Origin of the sequence: Ruminococcus sp. AF31-8BH (assembly GCF_003460605.1) — a bacterium.
In the GTDB taxonomy this organism is placed as follows: Bacteria; Bacillota; Clostridia; order Lachnospirales; family Lachnospiraceae; genus Blautia_A; species Blautia_A acetigignens.
Map to the genome: position 1 here is coordinate 43313 of NZ_QTVN01000004.1, position 15877 is coordinate 59189.

At 42.1% G+C, this 15877-nt stretch carries 15 protein-coding genes and 1 pseudogene; 2 read left to right on the forward strand and 14 right to left on the reverse strand.

Annotation, left to right across the window (positions count from 1 at the left end; translation table 11 throughout):
• Positions 1 to 85 precede the first annotated feature (85 nt).
• The 11 genes from DWZ38_RS22720 to DWZ38_RS06280 form a co-directional block, all read right to left on the reverse strand.
• Positions 86 to 1270: a hypothetical protein gene (locus tag DWZ38_RS22720; RefSeq protein ID WP_243000170.1), complete on the reverse strand. Its 1185-nt coding sequence runs from the start codon at positions 1268 to 1270 to the stop codon at positions 86 to 88.
• 2 nt (positions 1271 to 1272) lie between these two features.
• A complete protein-coding gene (locus DWZ38_RS06235; protein ID WP_117850994.1) occupies positions 1273 to 1968 on the reverse strand; it encodes an ABC transporter ATP-binding protein in 696 nt (231 codons plus the stop codon).
• Positions 1965 to 2810: a MerR family transcriptional regulator gene (locus DWZ38_RS06240; protein ID WP_015540721.1), complete on the reverse strand. Its 846-nt coding sequence runs from the start codon at positions 2808 to 2810 to the stop codon at positions 1965 to 1967. Before DWZ38_RS06240 ends, DWZ38_RS06235 begins: the two co-directional genes overlap by 4 nt.
• Positions 2811 to 2903: 93 nt before the next feature.
• Positions 2904 to 3278 carry a TnpV protein gene (locus DWZ38_RS06245; protein ID WP_015540720.1) on the reverse strand — a complete coding sequence of 125 codons (375 nt, stop codon included), beginning with the start codon at positions 3276 to 3278 and terminating at the stop codon, positions 2904 to 2906.
• Positions 3279 to 3295: 17 nt separating this feature from the next.
• Positions 3296 to 4726, reverse strand: coding sequence for a MobA/MobL family protein (locus DWZ38_RS06250; protein ID WP_117850996.1), 1431 nt, complete (start codon positions 4724 to 4726; stop codon positions 3296 to 3298).
• 297 nt (positions 4727 to 5023) lie between these two features.
• On the reverse strand, positions 5024 to 5251 hold the full coding sequence (locus tag DWZ38_RS06255; protein ID WP_015540718.1) for a DUF5348 domain-containing protein: 228 nt from the start codon (positions 5249 to 5251) through the stop codon (positions 5024 to 5026).
• Between the two features lie 83 nt (positions 5252 to 5334).
• Positions 5335 to 5568, reverse strand: coding sequence for a hypothetical protein (locus tag DWZ38_RS06260; protein ID WP_015540717.1), 234 nt, complete (start codon positions 5566 to 5568; stop codon positions 5335 to 5337).
• Between the two features lie 95 nt (positions 5569 to 5663).
• On the reverse strand, positions 5664 to 6806 hold the full coding sequence (locus DWZ38_RS06265; protein ID WP_117850998.1) for a helicase RepA family protein: 1143 nt from the start codon (positions 6804 to 6806) through the stop codon (positions 5664 to 5666).
• Positions 6796 to 7131, reverse strand: coding sequence for a hypothetical protein (locus DWZ38_RS06270; protein ID WP_015540715.1), 336 nt, complete (start codon positions 7129 to 7131; stop codon positions 6796 to 6798). Before DWZ38_RS06270 ends, DWZ38_RS06265 begins: the two co-directional genes overlap by 11 nt.
• Positions 7121 to 8212: a site-specific integrase gene (locus DWZ38_RS06275; protein ID WP_117739262.1), complete on the reverse strand. Its 1092-nt coding sequence runs from the start codon at positions 8210 to 8212 to the stop codon at positions 7121 to 7123. Before DWZ38_RS06275 ends, DWZ38_RS06270 begins: the two co-directional genes overlap by 11 nt.
• Positions 8212 to 8400 carry a hypothetical protein gene (locus DWZ38_RS06280; RefSeq protein ID WP_015540713.1) on the reverse strand — a complete coding sequence of 63 codons (189 nt, stop codon included), beginning with the start codon at positions 8398 to 8400 and terminating at the stop codon, positions 8212 to 8214. The genes DWZ38_RS06275 and DWZ38_RS06280 overlap by 1 nt, the downstream gene beginning before the upstream one ends.
• A 334-nt stretch (positions 8401 to 8734) precedes the next feature.
• On the opposite strand from DWZ38_RS06280, the gene DWZ38_RS06285 reads away from it, so the two are divergent.
• Complete coding sequence (locus DWZ38_RS06285) at positions 8735 to 9271, forward strand: helix-turn-helix transcriptional regulator (RefSeq protein ID WP_015540712.1); 537 nt, start codon at positions 8735 to 8737, stop codon at positions 9269 to 9271.
• Between the two features lie 225 nt (positions 9272 to 9496).
• Here the strand turns inward: DWZ38_RS06285 and guaA are convergent, their stop codons facing one another.
• Positions 9497 to 11074, reverse strand: a complete 1578-nt coding sequence (guaA, locus tag DWZ38_RS06290; protein WP_021925064.1) for a glutamine-hydrolyzing GMP synthase — start codon at positions 11072 to 11074, stop codon at positions 9497 to 9499.
• Between the two features lie 281 nt (positions 11075 to 11355).
• Here guaA and DWZ38_RS06295 point away from each other — a divergent pair.
• Positions 11356 to 11745: pseudogene (locus DWZ38_RS06295) on the forward strand (ABC transporter); the annotation flags it as partial.
• Here DWZ38_RS06295 and DWZ38_RS06300 read toward each other — a convergent pair.
• Together DWZ38_RS06300 and DWZ38_RS06305 are read right to left on the reverse strand one after the other, a co-directional pair.
• Positions 11739 to 13280 (reverse strand): amino acid carrier protein, encoded by a 1542-nt coding sequence (locus tag DWZ38_RS06300; RefSeq protein WP_021925066.1) that lies wholly within the window; start codon positions 13278 to 13280, stop codon positions 11739 to 11741. The pseudogene DWZ38_RS06295 and the gene DWZ38_RS06300 sit on opposite strands and share 7 nt — an antisense overlap.
• Positions 13281 to 13860: 580 nt before the next feature.
• Entirely contained in the window at positions 13861 to 15699 is a 1839-nt protein-coding gene (locus DWZ38_RS06305) for a hypothetical protein (protein WP_117851001.1), read from the reverse strand.
• Positions 15700 to 15877 lie beyond the last annotated feature (178 nt).

Sequence of the window (15877 nt, forward strand, 5' to 3'; positions counted from 1 at the left end):
CACACGCCCTGTAACTGTGGATAATAGCAATATGTACCGACTCAAATTATAAGCGGTTTTGCTTAGAAAATCAATAATCTTATTGTTAAAAAAACATCTGCCATACTCTCATAGATAACAATGACAAAATATAAAACGGAAGTATATATAGTAACCTTTGCAGTCGGTTCTTTGCTGTATATATTATAATACTCTGAATCGGTATCCATATCCAAAGGATAATACTAAATAATTCAATTTTATACGCTATCCAATAACAGAGCATTGGAAGTAACAACAAGAACATTCCAATAACTGACTTACATTGTAATTTTTCTTTTAAAGAATATCTGAGCGGAAATCCTTTTCTAACTAAACGTAATTCATTTTGCACATTATAGCTGACAACATTCTGTCCTAATATCAATATAGAAAACAATAATACATACTCAATATATTTTCCGTCTATCTGCGATAATAACATTGTGATTAAAACAATCGCAAAATACTGATACATAATCTGTTTCTTTCTTCTGACAATACTAACCACCTCATAAACCATCAAAAAACGATAGCGGCTGCCATAATATTTCTTCATCAGTCCTTTCATTTCTTTCTGATTATTTTGGAAGAACACTTCATCCTGCGTTTGCAAAACTGTATCATATTCTCTATTCAAAAATCCATATAACATCTGATTATATTGTTGAAAGAACGGGATAATTGCTTGATAGCTAAAATAAGGATATAAAATAAAATATAATCCGTAAATGATCAATAATATACTGGTAACAAATACACTTCCATAAAAAAAACAAATCATTACTACTGCCAACATACATATATTCATAATATCCCGATATTTATATTGTGTTGATAAAACCGTATGCATATTGACAATTGGGTTACAAAGCATAGCCACAATAAACTGTCTTAAGACCATTCCCTCCATTTGAAAAGCCCAAAATAAAATCAACGCAACACTCAACGTCAGTACCATGCTTTTTCCTATCTTCTTCACTCTCCAAATATATGTTTTTTCTATTTTCCAAATATAAGTTTCAGGAGAAATACGCATTCTTGGTATTGTTCCAAACAAATTCATAAACAAGAAACAGAGAATACCATATGGTATAAAAACAGCAATATCCATTCCATAGTTTTTCTGAATCATAGATTGCAATATAAGAATACATGGCACAATAGCAATCAGTATAAGATAAGCACCTATATTTCGTTTGACCATTCTAACTGCAAATTTGAATCTCTGTTTCAAAAGCAACTGATACATACTTACTCCCCTTCAGATAAAATTTTTGCTATTTCCTCTCTGTCAACTTTCTCCATATTGATTTCTCTAATTTGTCCGTTATGTAACAAAAGACACTTGTCACAAACATTTTGTAAACACTCTATATCATGGCTTGAAATAATGTAAATTCCTTTTTCTTTCTTGTGAAACTCCACTATTACATTTTCTAAAAGTTTCATTTGGACAGGATCAAGTCCTGAAAATGGTTCATCAAAAATAGTAATTTTTTCTTCTTGTATCATTGCACAAGCATTATTTAACCGTTGCATTGTACCTTTTGAAAGTTCTAACGGAGAATAGTTCTCATACTTTTTTAATCCCAACCCATCTAAAATCCTCTCGATTTTATCAAATGCCTCTTGTTTTTTTATCTTTCTGCTTGAAGCAATCAAAAGAAGATTTTCATATATCGTCAGCTCATTAAAAAAACTTGGTTGATCCATTGCATAGGCGACCGGCATATCAAGATAATCAACCTTATTCATCTTTTTTCTGTCGATAGAGATTACTCCTGTATAATTTTTGTCATAATTCGAAAGTATATTTAAAAGAGTAGTCTTTCCAGCTCCATTTCTTCCAACAAGTCCATAAATACAAGCATTTTCAAATGTATAGTTTAAGTCCGAAAAAACAACCGTTTCACCATATTTTTTACTTAAATTTGAAATCTGAATCATAAAATTTCTTTTCCTCTCAAATCCATTTTCGTCAGCCCAACGACTAACAATCCAATAAAAACTACTGTGTCCACAAATAACAGTACAACAATATTTTTTACCACTCCGAAAGTAAAAAGTATGGAGAAAATTTCTACCGACAACACAATAAAACACATATAATTTGTCAAATACTCTGTTATAATATCTCCATAATAATTGTTCATCTGTAATTTGGCATAAATAAAAGGTTTTAATAAATAACGGATTATAATACAGATAACGGGACAAATAAAAATCCAGTTTTTATTCACCAAAGATGTTGCCACACCTTTACTCCATTGTACCGGAATCTTTACTGGCAGCTTAGAATAAGACAACGCCCCAATAATCAAGCATAATACGGTAATCGTTATCCAAGTAAGCATACTTCCCCATATATACAAAAAGCTGACTGAATCCAATTTGAAAACAGTTTGATTATCTTTCCAATAATCCTGCAACTCTGTTACATATTGTTCTACCTGTAATTTTTCATAACTAATACTTTCTTCATCCAGCATTTTTTCGCACATGAGTTTCGCCTTATTCAAATCAGTAATCTGACTTTTTAATACTTCATTCTGCTTCTCAAGCGTTTCCTGCAAAGTTACTTTCCCAGATATAATACTTCGTATATCCTCAATAGAAATTCCCAATGTACGCAGATATGCTATCTTCTTTATATTTTCCACATCATTTTCAGAATAATCTCTATAACCATTACTTTCATTTCTTGAAGGCTCAACGAGTTTTTCCTTTTCATAAAAACGGACATTAGAACGGGATAAACCTGTTCGTTCTTCTACATCTTTTATTGTCATGTTATGCACTCCTTTCAAGCAACTCTATTTTATCTTAAGAATAAGCTATAAACAAGGTTTACAGTCAAGCATTTATCCAAAATCTCTTTTCTTTTAGTTATAAATCAATTCGGCGTTCACAACCTCTCTTGCACACGCCTGTATATTGTTCATTCTCGATACCCATTCCATCTGATTTTCTGCCTTTAACTGTTCTGTAATGCCCTGCTCCTGTTTCATCTGCTCTATAATCCTTTCAAAGCGTTCTTGTGCCTGTTCTTCTATATCTGCAAGATAACTATTCAGCCTGCCACTTGTAAGTAAATTCAAATATACACTTCTACGATATTCTTTCAGATAGCGTAAATGTCTTTGTCCCCATACGCCGATAAATCTCTGTTCTTCCTCCGTCAAGGTAAGACAGGGGATAAAATAATCCCCGTGTCTGATATAAGTGCCGCCCATTTCTTCAAAAATTGTTTTCTTCATAATCATTTCCACCTTTCTTATCGTTCTCTATCCATAGATTTCTTTTTAACTGACCGTTTCGGCTGCTGTCTGCTTTCCTGCTGATAGCGGTGCAATTTTTCCCGTATGCTTGCCTTTTTCGGCGGTTCTGATGACGGCTCTTTCTTCTGCTCTGTCTGATTTTCCCATGCTCGCAGCTCCTCATTATATTCCCTGACCAGTTTTTCCGATTTCTGATACGTCTTTGCAAAGGACTGAACATCTGGATATCCTGCCTGTGTTACCATCTGTTCCATATCTGTATGAATACGTTTTTCCTGTTTCTCTGCCTGTTCAATTTTGCCCTCTAAGGATTTCCGTACTTTTCCTTTGAAAAATCCTGTTGTCTCGGAAAGCTGTTTCTTCAACAAGGAAAGCTCCTGTTGCGTGGACTTCATCGCCTGTGACTGCTTCTGAAGTTTCTCCATCAGCTTCCGCATATCATTCCATTCCTGTAAATCAATCTTCGGTACTGGCTTTGGCGGCAGCTTAAATTTGAAAATCATTTCCTGTAAGAAGTCTTTCGCACCACGGATAATCTGCTGAAACATATCCGGCAGCCAACCATGTGTCCTTATTGATTGCAGCGTTTTGTCAGTGATTTTTTCCCGCTTGACCGTTAAAATATCTTCTTCGGGAACGCCCTCGACTAATGCCACATCAACCGTCCGATTCCATTCCTGCCTTGCCGCATTATCTGCCCGTATTTCTGCTTCTTTCGGATTATTCTTCCCGATTTTCTTCGTTGCCAGATACACACCGCCCTGCTGAAATACAGACAGCTTTTCGGATTCTTCTTTCACATGACTGTTGATGATTTCCGTAAACATTTCCTTCACTTCTCTGGTAAAAGCATCGTTCTTAAACCATTCATCTTTCTTCGTAAAAATATGGCTCTCATAAACTTCCCCTTTGGGAATAATGCTGCATCCTACCCGAAGATTTCCCTGCTCATCTAAAATCTCTTTCTTCGTGCGTCTGTGCTTTCCCTGCTCATCATAAAACATATTTCTGATGGCAATTTTCACTTCGGGATGTTCCAGCATTTTCCGTTCGCTGAATACAAGATGGATATGGTAATTGGTCATTCTTTTGTTATGGTGAAGTGCCGCACTACATTCTACACCATACCTTTTATGAAAGCAGTCCGTGAAAAGCCTTACTACATCATCTGCCTTGTACTCAACAAAACTTTCTGGAAGTGCAATGATAAACTCTCGTCCTTCAATACATTTCCCTGCTGTTTCGCTTGCCTTAAAATCCAACTGATTCTCTCTGGCAAGATTTTTCCAGAACTCTGATGTTGCTCCTTCCGTCTGATAGGTAGCATAGAGATGTTCCTGTCTTTTCGGATTGGAAATATAGTCAATTCTTCCTGCCACATCAGACAGCTTGTTTTGTCTGATAAATGAATGTCTGCCTATAAGCATTCTCCTTTCCGGCTCTCGCCTGCTTTGCTGTGAGTAGGTGCATAGGCACCTGTTTACGAACTATCCGCCTGTCGGCGGTTGCCCCCTGCAAGGGCGAAATACACAGAGCATAAACGAAGTTTGTGCGATGGGTGTATTTCGCTCTCAAACGCCGAGGGCTTTATAAGGTGCTATCTTCCTCTGTCATGTTCCGGCTTGGACTTTTTATTTTGGGCGTATCCGCCCTTTTTATTTGCCCGTATCCGGGCTTATTTTTTATCCCTGACACCAAACCGATTCTTTACTTTTCTGTCTGATTTATTCCGGTATCCTTGCCCGTACATACTCCAGATCACCGCAATAGGGCGTTCCCACCAGATACCATTCCCTCGCCAGATTCATTTCCATCCTGGTCTTTACCCACTGATCATCTACCAGAACTTCCATACACTCTCCGCAGTGAAATCCCGTATCAATCCATAAGTCCATTGACAGCAATCCATATCTTCCATTTTCACAGTTATAACCTAATCTTCCTTCTCTCATTGCATGATTCTCCTTTCCAGATTTCTCCTTGTCTATGCTTAACAGGGGCGTGCCACGCTCCTGTTCTTATCACCAAGGAAGAATTACCATCGGAAACTCTCCGGCACTCCACGTCTGTCCAGATACTCTTTTCTCGCCCGTTCCCGTTCTTCCTCTGTCGGAGCAGTTTTAAATTTTCCATACAGGTCACGCATGACCATTCTGTCCAGTTTTTTCTCCAATCCCTGCTTGATTTCTTTCTCACAGCTCCCATCTTCAACCAAGTGAAAGCGGAGCAACTGCATAAATAATTCCTGTGATATTTGCACATTTCCCATCTTATCCATCCTTTCCGTGACGGTATGTGACAGTCGTGACGGTTATTTTGATACCGCCCCGCTGTCAAAAATACCGTCACAACCGTCACGTACTGTCACGCATTCTCTGTATTGTCTTTCCAGAGCCTTAGTTTCCGTCCCTCATGGACACGCTCACTCCGAAAGAGAATCCCATGCTCTGCATACAACCTTCCTGCAAGAACATTCAGCTTTCTTGTAATAACATGAGGTTGAATGTCCACATTTATCAGTGCAACAAGTGCCGTTGGAGAACCCTCCCAATAAGGATTGTCTTTCATAACAAGCTCCGCAATCTCATCCAGTAACGGCTCTGGCGGTTCTTTCCATAATTCCGTTTCTGCCTTTTGCAAATCCCACAACAATGTTTCTGTATTGCGGATAAGATACAGCTTCTGGTCTTGCTGATCTCTGCCCGATACTTCCAGTGTTGCGGCATTGCCTGTCCGTTTTTCTTTCTGAAGAAGAAACGCTCCGTCTGCCGCCCCAAGCAGTCCGCTTGTCCCGGAAATCATGTCAAACTTATCATCCGCATTCTGCTTTCTCGTGTGGTGTACGAGCAGTAAGCAAAGTCCGTGAGCATCCGCAAAACTTTTCAGTCTTGCCATAATCTGATAATCATTTGCATAACTGTAATTATCGCCGCCAACCTCACGCACTTTCTGAAGCGTATCAATGATAATCAGCTTCGTGTCCTTATACTCTGCCACAAATCTTGCAAGCTGTTCACCCAGTCCATTTCCAAGCTGGCTGGCAGAAACAGAGAAGTAAAGATTATCGGTACTTTCTGTCCCGAACATCCGGTACAGACGCTCCTGCAAGCGGCGGTAATCGTCCTCAAGTGCCAGATACAGCACCGTTCCTTTTCGGGTGGTATAATTCCAAAGCGGTGTACCTGTGCTGACATGGTAGGCAAGCTGTGCCATCAGAAAGCTCTTCCCCAGTTTGGGCGAACCTGCAAAGATATAAGTGCCGGGGTAGAGCAGACCGTCAATCAACGGCTGCTTACTCCGATACTGTGTGTCAAACAGTTCATTCATGGAGATTGTCTGGAGATAGGACGGGTCTGATCGCAACTGCATTTCTCTCTGCAATTCCTCAAAACTCTTGATATTTCCACCATTCTCGGATATACTACTTGTAGTGTTTTTACGAATTGGCTGCTCCGTATCTGCGCCAACAGATACATCCGGGGCAGTCTTTTCTTTTTTATTTTCCATCCTCGTCCTCTCCTTTCAGACCGCCCATAATAACAGCGATCAGTTCAATGACATTCAGCAGTTCTTCATCCACACCGTTTCCTGCTTCAATCCGCTTTAATTCTGTGAGCACAGTGGCAAGTTCCGTTTTAAGTGCCTTGAATATTCTGGGATTGCCCTGTACCACTACATCCTGATTCAGACAGCGGCGGTAACAGTATTCCTGCTTTGGCAGTCCCGATAAGGCAACTGCCTTGTTAATGAGTTCATTTTCTTCGGGCGATACCCGAAACCCTACTGTGATGTTTCTCCAACGGTTTTTGTTATCTCTGTTCTTAGCTGACATTTTCAATCTCTCCTTTCCCTAAATCGTCTAATCTATCTGCCATTTCCGTTTGCTTTGACGGGAACAGATGAGCGTACTGGTAAGTGATGTCAATGCTTTCATGCCCTACACGGTCTGCAATCGCCACCGCTGAAAATCCCATATCAATCAACAGGCTGATGTGGCTGTGCCGTAAATCATGGATACGGATTCGTTTTACGCCTGCGGCTTTCGCACCTCTGTCCATCTCGTGATGAAGATAACTTTTTGTGACTGTAAAGATTCGGTCTTTCTTCTTCAATCCGTAAAGCATCTGCAAATATTCCTGCATTTCTTCACATAGGAACTTCGGCATTTTGATGATGCGGTTACTTTTCTTTGTTTTCGGTGTGGTAATCACATCTTCGCCGTGTAATCGCTGATAGGACTTATTGATTCTGACCGTTTCTTTCTCAAAATCGAAATCAGCGGCGGTCAGTGCCAGCAGTTCTCCTTCACGGATGCCGCACCAGTAGAGCATTTCAAAAGCGTAAAAGGAAACAGGCTTGTCCATCATCTCAAATGAGAATTTCTTGTATTCTTCTTTCGTCCAGAACAGCATTTCCTTGTGTTCCTCACTTCCCATATTTCCCGCTTTAGCGGCTGGATTGGAACGCAGCTCATAATACCGCACCGCATGATTGAAGATAGCGGACAACTGATTGTGCAGCGTTTTCAGATAGGTCTGTGAGTATGGCTTTTTCTTTTCGTCCCGATAGGCAAGCATCTCATTCTGCCATGCGATAACCTCTTTTGTAGAAATCTCGCTGATTTTCAACTTGCCGAAATAAGGTAAAATCTTTGTGCGGATGATATGCTCCTTTGTCAGCCATGTATTCTCCTTCAGACGGCTTTTCATATCCCGGATATACAGTTCGGTAAAAGCTTCAAAACTCATATCCATATCAGAGGAGTTCTGCAACTGAAACATTCGCTCCCATTCCTGTGCTTCTTTCTTGGTAGAAAATCCACGCTTGCATTTCTGCTTACGCTCGCCTTTCCAGTTGACATATCTCGCCATCACATACCATGTTCCATTGCTCTCGTTTTTGAATACCGGCATTATTCATCCTCCTTTCCTGCTCCGTAGAGCCTTTCATAGAAATACTGGCGGTTTACCCGTCCTGAAATAGTAATAAAGCCTTTTTCTTTCAGTTCCTCATTCAACTGACGGATTAGCTTGTAAGCATACGGCTTTGATACGCTTAGTTCCTGTGCCACTTCTTCGGCACAAATAAATCTGTTTTTCATATAATCAGTCCTTTCTTTCGTTTTTGATTGCCGTTCTATCCGAATGAAGTTCCAGCAGGTATTCCCTGTTCGGCACTGTGCTGTCCCGATATACCGTAATAGATCAGGCGCTCGCTTGCCGTCTGGCAAGGTCTTGGCGGTTTATACTGTTCGGACGGTCATTTTGTTTTTATTAAACTTATTTGTTTAATTCAAACTTATTATACTAAGCATATTTGCTTGTGTCAAGTGGCTTTTCGGAAAATATTAAACTTTTTTGTTTTGTATTATCTTGACTTCTCCTAAACATATCTGCTATACTCATTGTAAAATACATACAAGGAGTGGACACGTTATGGCGATTGGAGAGAGAATCCATTTTTTCCGCATTCTGCGTGGGATGACACAAAAATATCTTGGTACGATTGTCGGCTTTCCTGAGCGAAGTGCCGATGTACGTTTAGCACAATATGAAACAGGAACAAGAAAACCGAAAGCGGAACTTACTGCTGCACTGGCACAGGCTCTGGATGTTTCCCCTCATGCCCTTGATGTGCCGGACATTGACAGCTATATCGGACTGATGCACACTTTGTTTACCCTTGAAGATTTGTACGGTCTGACTGTCAGTGAATCAGAAGACGGAGAAATCTGTCTGAAAGTCGATACTTCCAAAGGCAAAGACGCTCACGAACTCCGGAAATTGCTGTATGCCTGGAAAGAACAGGCTGACAAGCTATCTTCTGAAGAAATCAGTAAAGACAAATACGATGAGTGGCGTTACCACTACCCGGAGTTTGATACCACTCAAACATGGGCAAAAGTCCCATCACAGGCACTTAGCGACACTCTGGTCGAAATGTTCCAAGACAAACTCAAACCAGATAAATAAATACGACAAAAAAGCCCTTAGCCATGAGTTTTTACCCACAGCTAAGGGCTTTCTAAATAATATGGATTTATTAGTTGCACAACCACCTGTCAATCATTCTCTAACCTTAAAACCACCGGATTATAAGAATAATGGCTCTCATGCAACTGTTATCAATTTGTTATCAAAAGACTTTTAAAAGTGCTGCAAACCCGCATAAACGCCGGTTTTACTAAGCATTTTTGTTTATTCAAACTCAATCGTACCCGGTGGCTTACTCGTCAGATCATAGAATACGCGGTTTACACCTTTTACTTCATTTATAATACGGTTCATTACCCTGTTCAGCACCTCATACGGAACCTCTGATGCTTCTGCAGTCATGAAGTCGATGGTCTTTACGGCACGAAGTGCTACTGCATAATCGTAGGTTCTGAAATCACCCATAACGCCTACGCTTCGCATATTGGTAAGGGCTGCGAAGTACTGGTTGGGCATCCAGGATGGTTCTTTGCCAGTCTCGGCCTTGTAGGCTTCGGCGGCTTTGTCGATTTCTTCGCGGTAGATAAAATCTGCGTCCTGTACGATTCGTACTTTCTCGGCGGTAACTTCGCCGATGATACGGATTCCAAGTCCCGGGCCTGGGAATGGCTGACGGAATACCAGCTTCTCCGGGATTCCAAGCTCTAATCCTGCCTTGCGGACCTCATCCTTGAAAAGATCGCGAAGGGGCTCGATGATTTCTTTGAAATCTACGAAATCCGGAAGTCCTCCTACGTTGTGGTGAGACTTGATCACTGCGGATTCTCCGCCAAGACCGCTCTCTACAACGTCCGGATAAATGGTTCCCTGTGCAAGGAAATCAACGGCTCCGATTTTCTTCGCTTCTTCCTCGAAAATACGGATAAATTCCTCACCGATGATCTTACGCTTTGCTTCCGGCTCAGTAACTCCGGCAAGCTTATCGTAGTATCTCTGCTGTGCATTAACGCGGATAAAATTCAGGTCGAACTGTCCATTTGGTCCAAATACGCCCTCTACCTCATCACCCTCGTCTTTACGAAGAAGACCGTGATCTACGAATACGCAGGTCAGCTGCTTTCCGATTGCTCTGGAAAGAAGTCCTGCTGCCACAGAGGAATCCACGCCGCCTGACAGTGCAAGAAGAACCTTGCCGTCTCCTACTTTCTCGCGGATCTCTTTGATGGTATGCTCCACAAAAGCATCCATTTTCCAGTCTCCGGCACATTCACATACGCCCAGTACGAAGTTGGAAAGCATGGTCTTTCCCTCTACTGTGTGAAGAACCTCCGGATGGAACTGAATGGCATACAGCTTCTGCGCCTCATTTTCAGCTACGGCTACTGGACAATCCGCTGTATGTGCAGCAATCTCAAATCCCGGTGCCTGTTTGGAAATATAGTCTGTATGGCTCATCCATACAATTGTTTTCTCTGATACGCCTTTGAAAATTCTGGATTCTTTTTTATCAACCAGAAGCTCTGTCTTGCCATACTCGCTGACATCTGCTTTCTCAACCTTGCCGCCAAGCACATGCATCATAAGCTGTGCGCCGTAGCAAAGTCCAAGTACCGGAATGCCAAGCTCAAACAGTTCTCTCTGGTAAGTAGGTGAATCAGCCTTGTAGCAGCTGTTCGGTCCGCCGGTGAGAATGATTCCCTTTGGATTCATTGCTTTGATCTTCGCAAGATCGGTCTTGTAGGAATAGATCTCGCAATATACATTGCACTCCCTGACACGTCTTGCAACCAGCTGATTGTACTGACCGCCAAAATCAATGACAATAACTAATTCTTTCTTCAAGGTCTTCCTCCTGTTTTCCTTATAAAGTCTCTTTGGAATCGTTACTGCTCACTATGCAAACAGTAACCTTGAATCTTCTTCCCATTATAAATGAGTACGGCAACTTTTACAACGGCTAATTTATTTTGCCATACAAATTTTTCGCCCTTTCTTTCCTGATCATAATTCTCCACTAATTTCATTGCTAAAAGGAGCCATTATGTTGTTATGTAGTTGAAACCATTGTTAGTTTATTCTAATATTTCAATGGGATTGCCAGCAGTGAGCTGATGAACCAGATTTCCTACGTTTTTCAGGACAGCAGGCTTCTGAAAATGTCCATTCTGGACAATGTCCGGATTGGAAAACCAGACGCCACAGACCAGGAAGTCCTGCAGGCTTTGAAGGATGCGCCTATTATTCTTATGTATGAAGCCACTGCTTCCCTGGATGTTGACAACGAATCTTTGATCCAGGAAGCCCTTTCCAAACTAATCCAAAATAAGACCGTTATGATCATTGCACATCGAATGAGAACGGTTGATGGCGTAGATAAAATCGTAGTTTTAAAGGACGGCGTGGTTGCGGAAAGCGGTACGCCAGAGGAACTGAAAGCTCAGAATGGTATCTATAAACATATGATCAATCTGCAGCTTCAGGCAGAAAACTGGAAGTATAAAGGGGCTCAATGAGCCCCTTTCTTTTCATCCCAATATACACAGTCGTTTCTTCCAACTACGCTGGAATCAAACGGAGTGCCGTCATTTTTCTTATAATGCTTCGTCGCCTTGAATACACATTTCGCACCAACGAAAACAATAGGAACGTTGAAATATACGATCAAAATATTTCCCAGATCAGAGAACGCCCACAGGTTTCCAAGCTCCAGTCCGGCAAGGTTGCAGAGGATTCCAAATGCCGCAACAAACAGAGCAATACAGCGGACAATATTAATGCAAACTGCATCTTTGCGGATTCGGTTGGCTGCAATTTCGGAGAAGCTGATCATACCCAGAAGACAGGTAAATGCAAACAATCCGAAGCACAATGTTACCAAAAATGTCATGATCGCATTCATGGATGTTCCCGGTGTCAGCACTGCAATGGACTCTGTAAATTTCGGAAGTTTATCAAGTGCCGCCCATGCCTCAGCGCCTTCTCCAGTCCAGCAATGAGCCATAACAACCACAAATCCGGTAAGGGTACAGATCACTATAGTATCCAGGAAAACGCCCAGAGAAGCCAGAATTCCCTGCTCACATGGGTGCTTCGCATCCGCTGCTGCAGCAGACATGGTGATGGTTCCCTGTCCTGCCTCGTTCGACATCAGGCCACGCTTTACGCCCTGTGCCAGAACCGTTCCCATTGCACCGCCAAAGAATGCCTGTGGTTTAAACGCACCGCCGAATACTGAAGTAAAGAAATATGGGATCTGTCCAATGTTCAAAATGATCAAAACAAATACCACGAGGATATACAAAACTGCCATTACCGGAACCATCATATCCGTCCATTTGGAGACTTTTTTGATTCCGCCAAATGCGATTACCGCTGTGAGAATGATGATTGCCGCACCAGCTATATAGTAGAATAAAGAGTCCACGGCAATGGTTTTTCCTGTGAGAATTTCCGCCATTCTGCCCACGGAAGAAACTACATTAAAGCCCTGTGCCGGCAGGCAGCAAAGCGCATAAAGGATATAAAGGATGGACAAAAATACGCCGATGCCAACGCTGTTTCCAAGGAGCTTTCTGCCGTAGAACGGAAGGCCGCCTACAAATTCATCGTCCTTTTTCTCTTTAAAAATCTGCGCCAGAACTGCTTCCATATAAGCCACCGCCATTCCGAAAAATGCGGAGATCCACATCCAGAAAAGAGCTCCCGGGCCGCCTACTGCAATGGCGCCTGTAACACCGATAATGTTTCCCGGGCCTACTCGCATAGCTGCACTTAGCAGAAACGCTGCCAGCGGCGTAATTCCCGTTTGAACGGAACGCTTTTCTGTGAGAAGACGGATTCCCTTTTTGAAATGTGTCACCTGGATAAATCCAAGCTTAATGGTGAAAAAGATGCCGGATCCCAGAAGTACAATAATTGCCAGGGATATATTTCCCAGAATGGGAATATTCCGATACCATTCAAAGTTGGTGGGAAAGTCCCACAGCAGATCCGACAGCGGACCTATGAAACCAAATACTCCATTGATTGCCTCAAAAACAGCCTGCATACTCATACCTCCCCTTGTTATAACTGCAATTTCTCCCATGAAGATTTCCGGCTAATATTATGTTGTCAGGTCATACATTTTAATTTTCTGACATCAGTTATAAATCTTCTGGCGATTTGCATTATTACTTTCTATTATACAGAAATTATCGCCATAGTCTATTGTATTTTATGGGAAATATATTGCAAAAAGTGATATTTTGTATCTCGGGCTGTTATTTTGAGAGCTTCCAGTTTATAAGTTCTTTAGATTTTAATCATACTTTTTTCAATTCCTTCTCACAGATTCATCACAAATTCCGGGTATATTAATAAACAAATAAAGCGAAAGCTTTTTTACATAGATTAACAATTAACTTTTTCTTTTTCATACTTGCCGGACCAATTGGTCCGGCCCTCCTTCTTTTTAGGGGGATTTTTTTATGTCCAAAATCTGCAAAATAAAAGCCATATTCCCCAGTAAGTGTTCGCATCTCACTTCAAGGAATATGGCTTTTCAATTATTTCATTTATAAAATTTTATTCTGTTTATACCTGTTTGCCTTTACTTTGCAGCAACTCTCACTACTATTTTCCTGATTTTAAAGCTGGTCTGGTTTCTCTACTGTATAAGCGCTCTGATCCTGGATTGATGTTGCGCCGGACAGATCTACAGAATCACTGTAGGAGCCTGTTGTGATTGTGTACTCGCTGTCGCCCTGTACATAAACAGTTCCGTCTGTACCCTGAATGGTTACAGTTTTTCCTTCGCTGTCAACGATTGTGCCCTCATTTTCCAGGGAAGAAACTGTGCTGTCACCAGTTACAGTCCAGGTGGAATCGGAGCTTACATAGACGTTGCAGTATCCGTCTCCGCCTTCGCCAGCGTATGTCTCATCATCTACAACAGCGCCTGTCAGGCTGCTGCCCTCTGTCAGATAGAAATCAAGGTCGCTGATAGAATCCCAGATCACATTGCCCTGCATATCCTGGCTGATGCCTGTGAAATGGCAGTCCGCACCGTTTGCTCCAGACTGGCCCCAGCCTCTCTGGTTGGTGTTGCCTGTGCACTGCAGAAAAAATTCATTATCGTCGTTATAGTTAATGTCAACATTACTTAAAGTAATGGTACTTTCTGTATTGGTTGTGTAGAACACGCCGCCGTTTTCAGAAGTCAGGCTGCCGCCGTCCATCTGGAAGGTACTGTTTCCAACCTCAGAGTCACCGGACATGCTCTGATAAAGAATAACGGTCCAGGTATTGTCGTTCTGATCCAGGTCACTCATGTTTCCAGTCAGATCACAGTCATAAAGGTGAATGGAGTTCAGACCTTCGATGCAGACTGCCTCGGAACCGTTTGCTGTCAGGCTCGCGTTGCTTACCGCAATGTCAGCTGTGCTGTAAATAGCCGGGGAACCAACACCGTTGGAAACATAATTTCCTCCATCAATTACCATTGTTCCGCCGCCTCTGTCACTTCTGATTGCCGCAGAAGACTCTCCGTTGGTCTCAACATCCAGGTTCCATCCATAAAGTGTACCGCCGCCAGCTACATGAACACCGCCTGAGGTATCTTGTGTTGTTTTTACAGTTGTACCGGAAGCATATACCGTTCCATCTCCATATGCAAAAAGTCCTGCACCGCCAGCTGCATCGGTTGTCACGCTGCCATCCTTTACATAAGCAGTACCGTCTGTTGCCAGAACCGCTGCGCCAACGCCATAGAAGCTGGAATTGTCTCCGCCTGTGCTGCTGTCAGAAGTTCTTGTAATGGTATCATTATCAAGGGTTACGCTTGCTCCGGAAGAAATCAAAGCTGCGTTCTCATCTGTACCAGTAGACTCCAAAGTCTCACCAGATACGGTCGTGTCCTCTGTATATTCATTTACAGCTGTATAACTGTCAACACCCTGAGACTGTCCGCTCATTTCCATGGACATTACAGTAATGCTCGCTGCATTTCCGTCTTCATCTAATGTAATGGAAACAATATCCCCTTCCTGAATATCAGAAAGTGAAATTTCCTCAGCCTCTGCACCCTGTCCGTCTCCATCTGGCTTCTCCGGTACTCCACCGTTCTGACCGTCTCCGCCAGTCTGGCCCTGCTGCATACCGCCAGACTGTTTCGTAATCACAGTATTCTCTGTAATAGTAATCGTCTGGCCCTGACCATTACCACCCGGCTGCCTCATTTCCTTCATAGTACCAACCGCAATAGTAATCTCCGTATCCGAAACCGATTTCACCTCACCAAGAACCACATTCTCCTCAGCTTCATCACTCTGTGCATTCTCATCACTGCCATCAGCCTTCTCACTACTTTCGTCAGAAGCCTCATCCGCTGCACGCTCCGTCTTAACATCCTCCGCATAAACCATAGCCGGAACAGAAGTTGTCGCTACCATAACACCCATTAAAACTGCTAAATATCTACGTTTCATACCCATTCATTTCCTTTCTGTATTCATATTCATCCGATCCACTCTCAAAGCCCTCATCCACTTCTCCTTTAAATCGTCTTTGTTTTTGTGTTCCTTATGGCTTATACTATACAAACAATTTGTGTCCCAAAAATGGGGAAATGGTGTTCATTCTATGGGTACTCTCGTAAAAAACTGT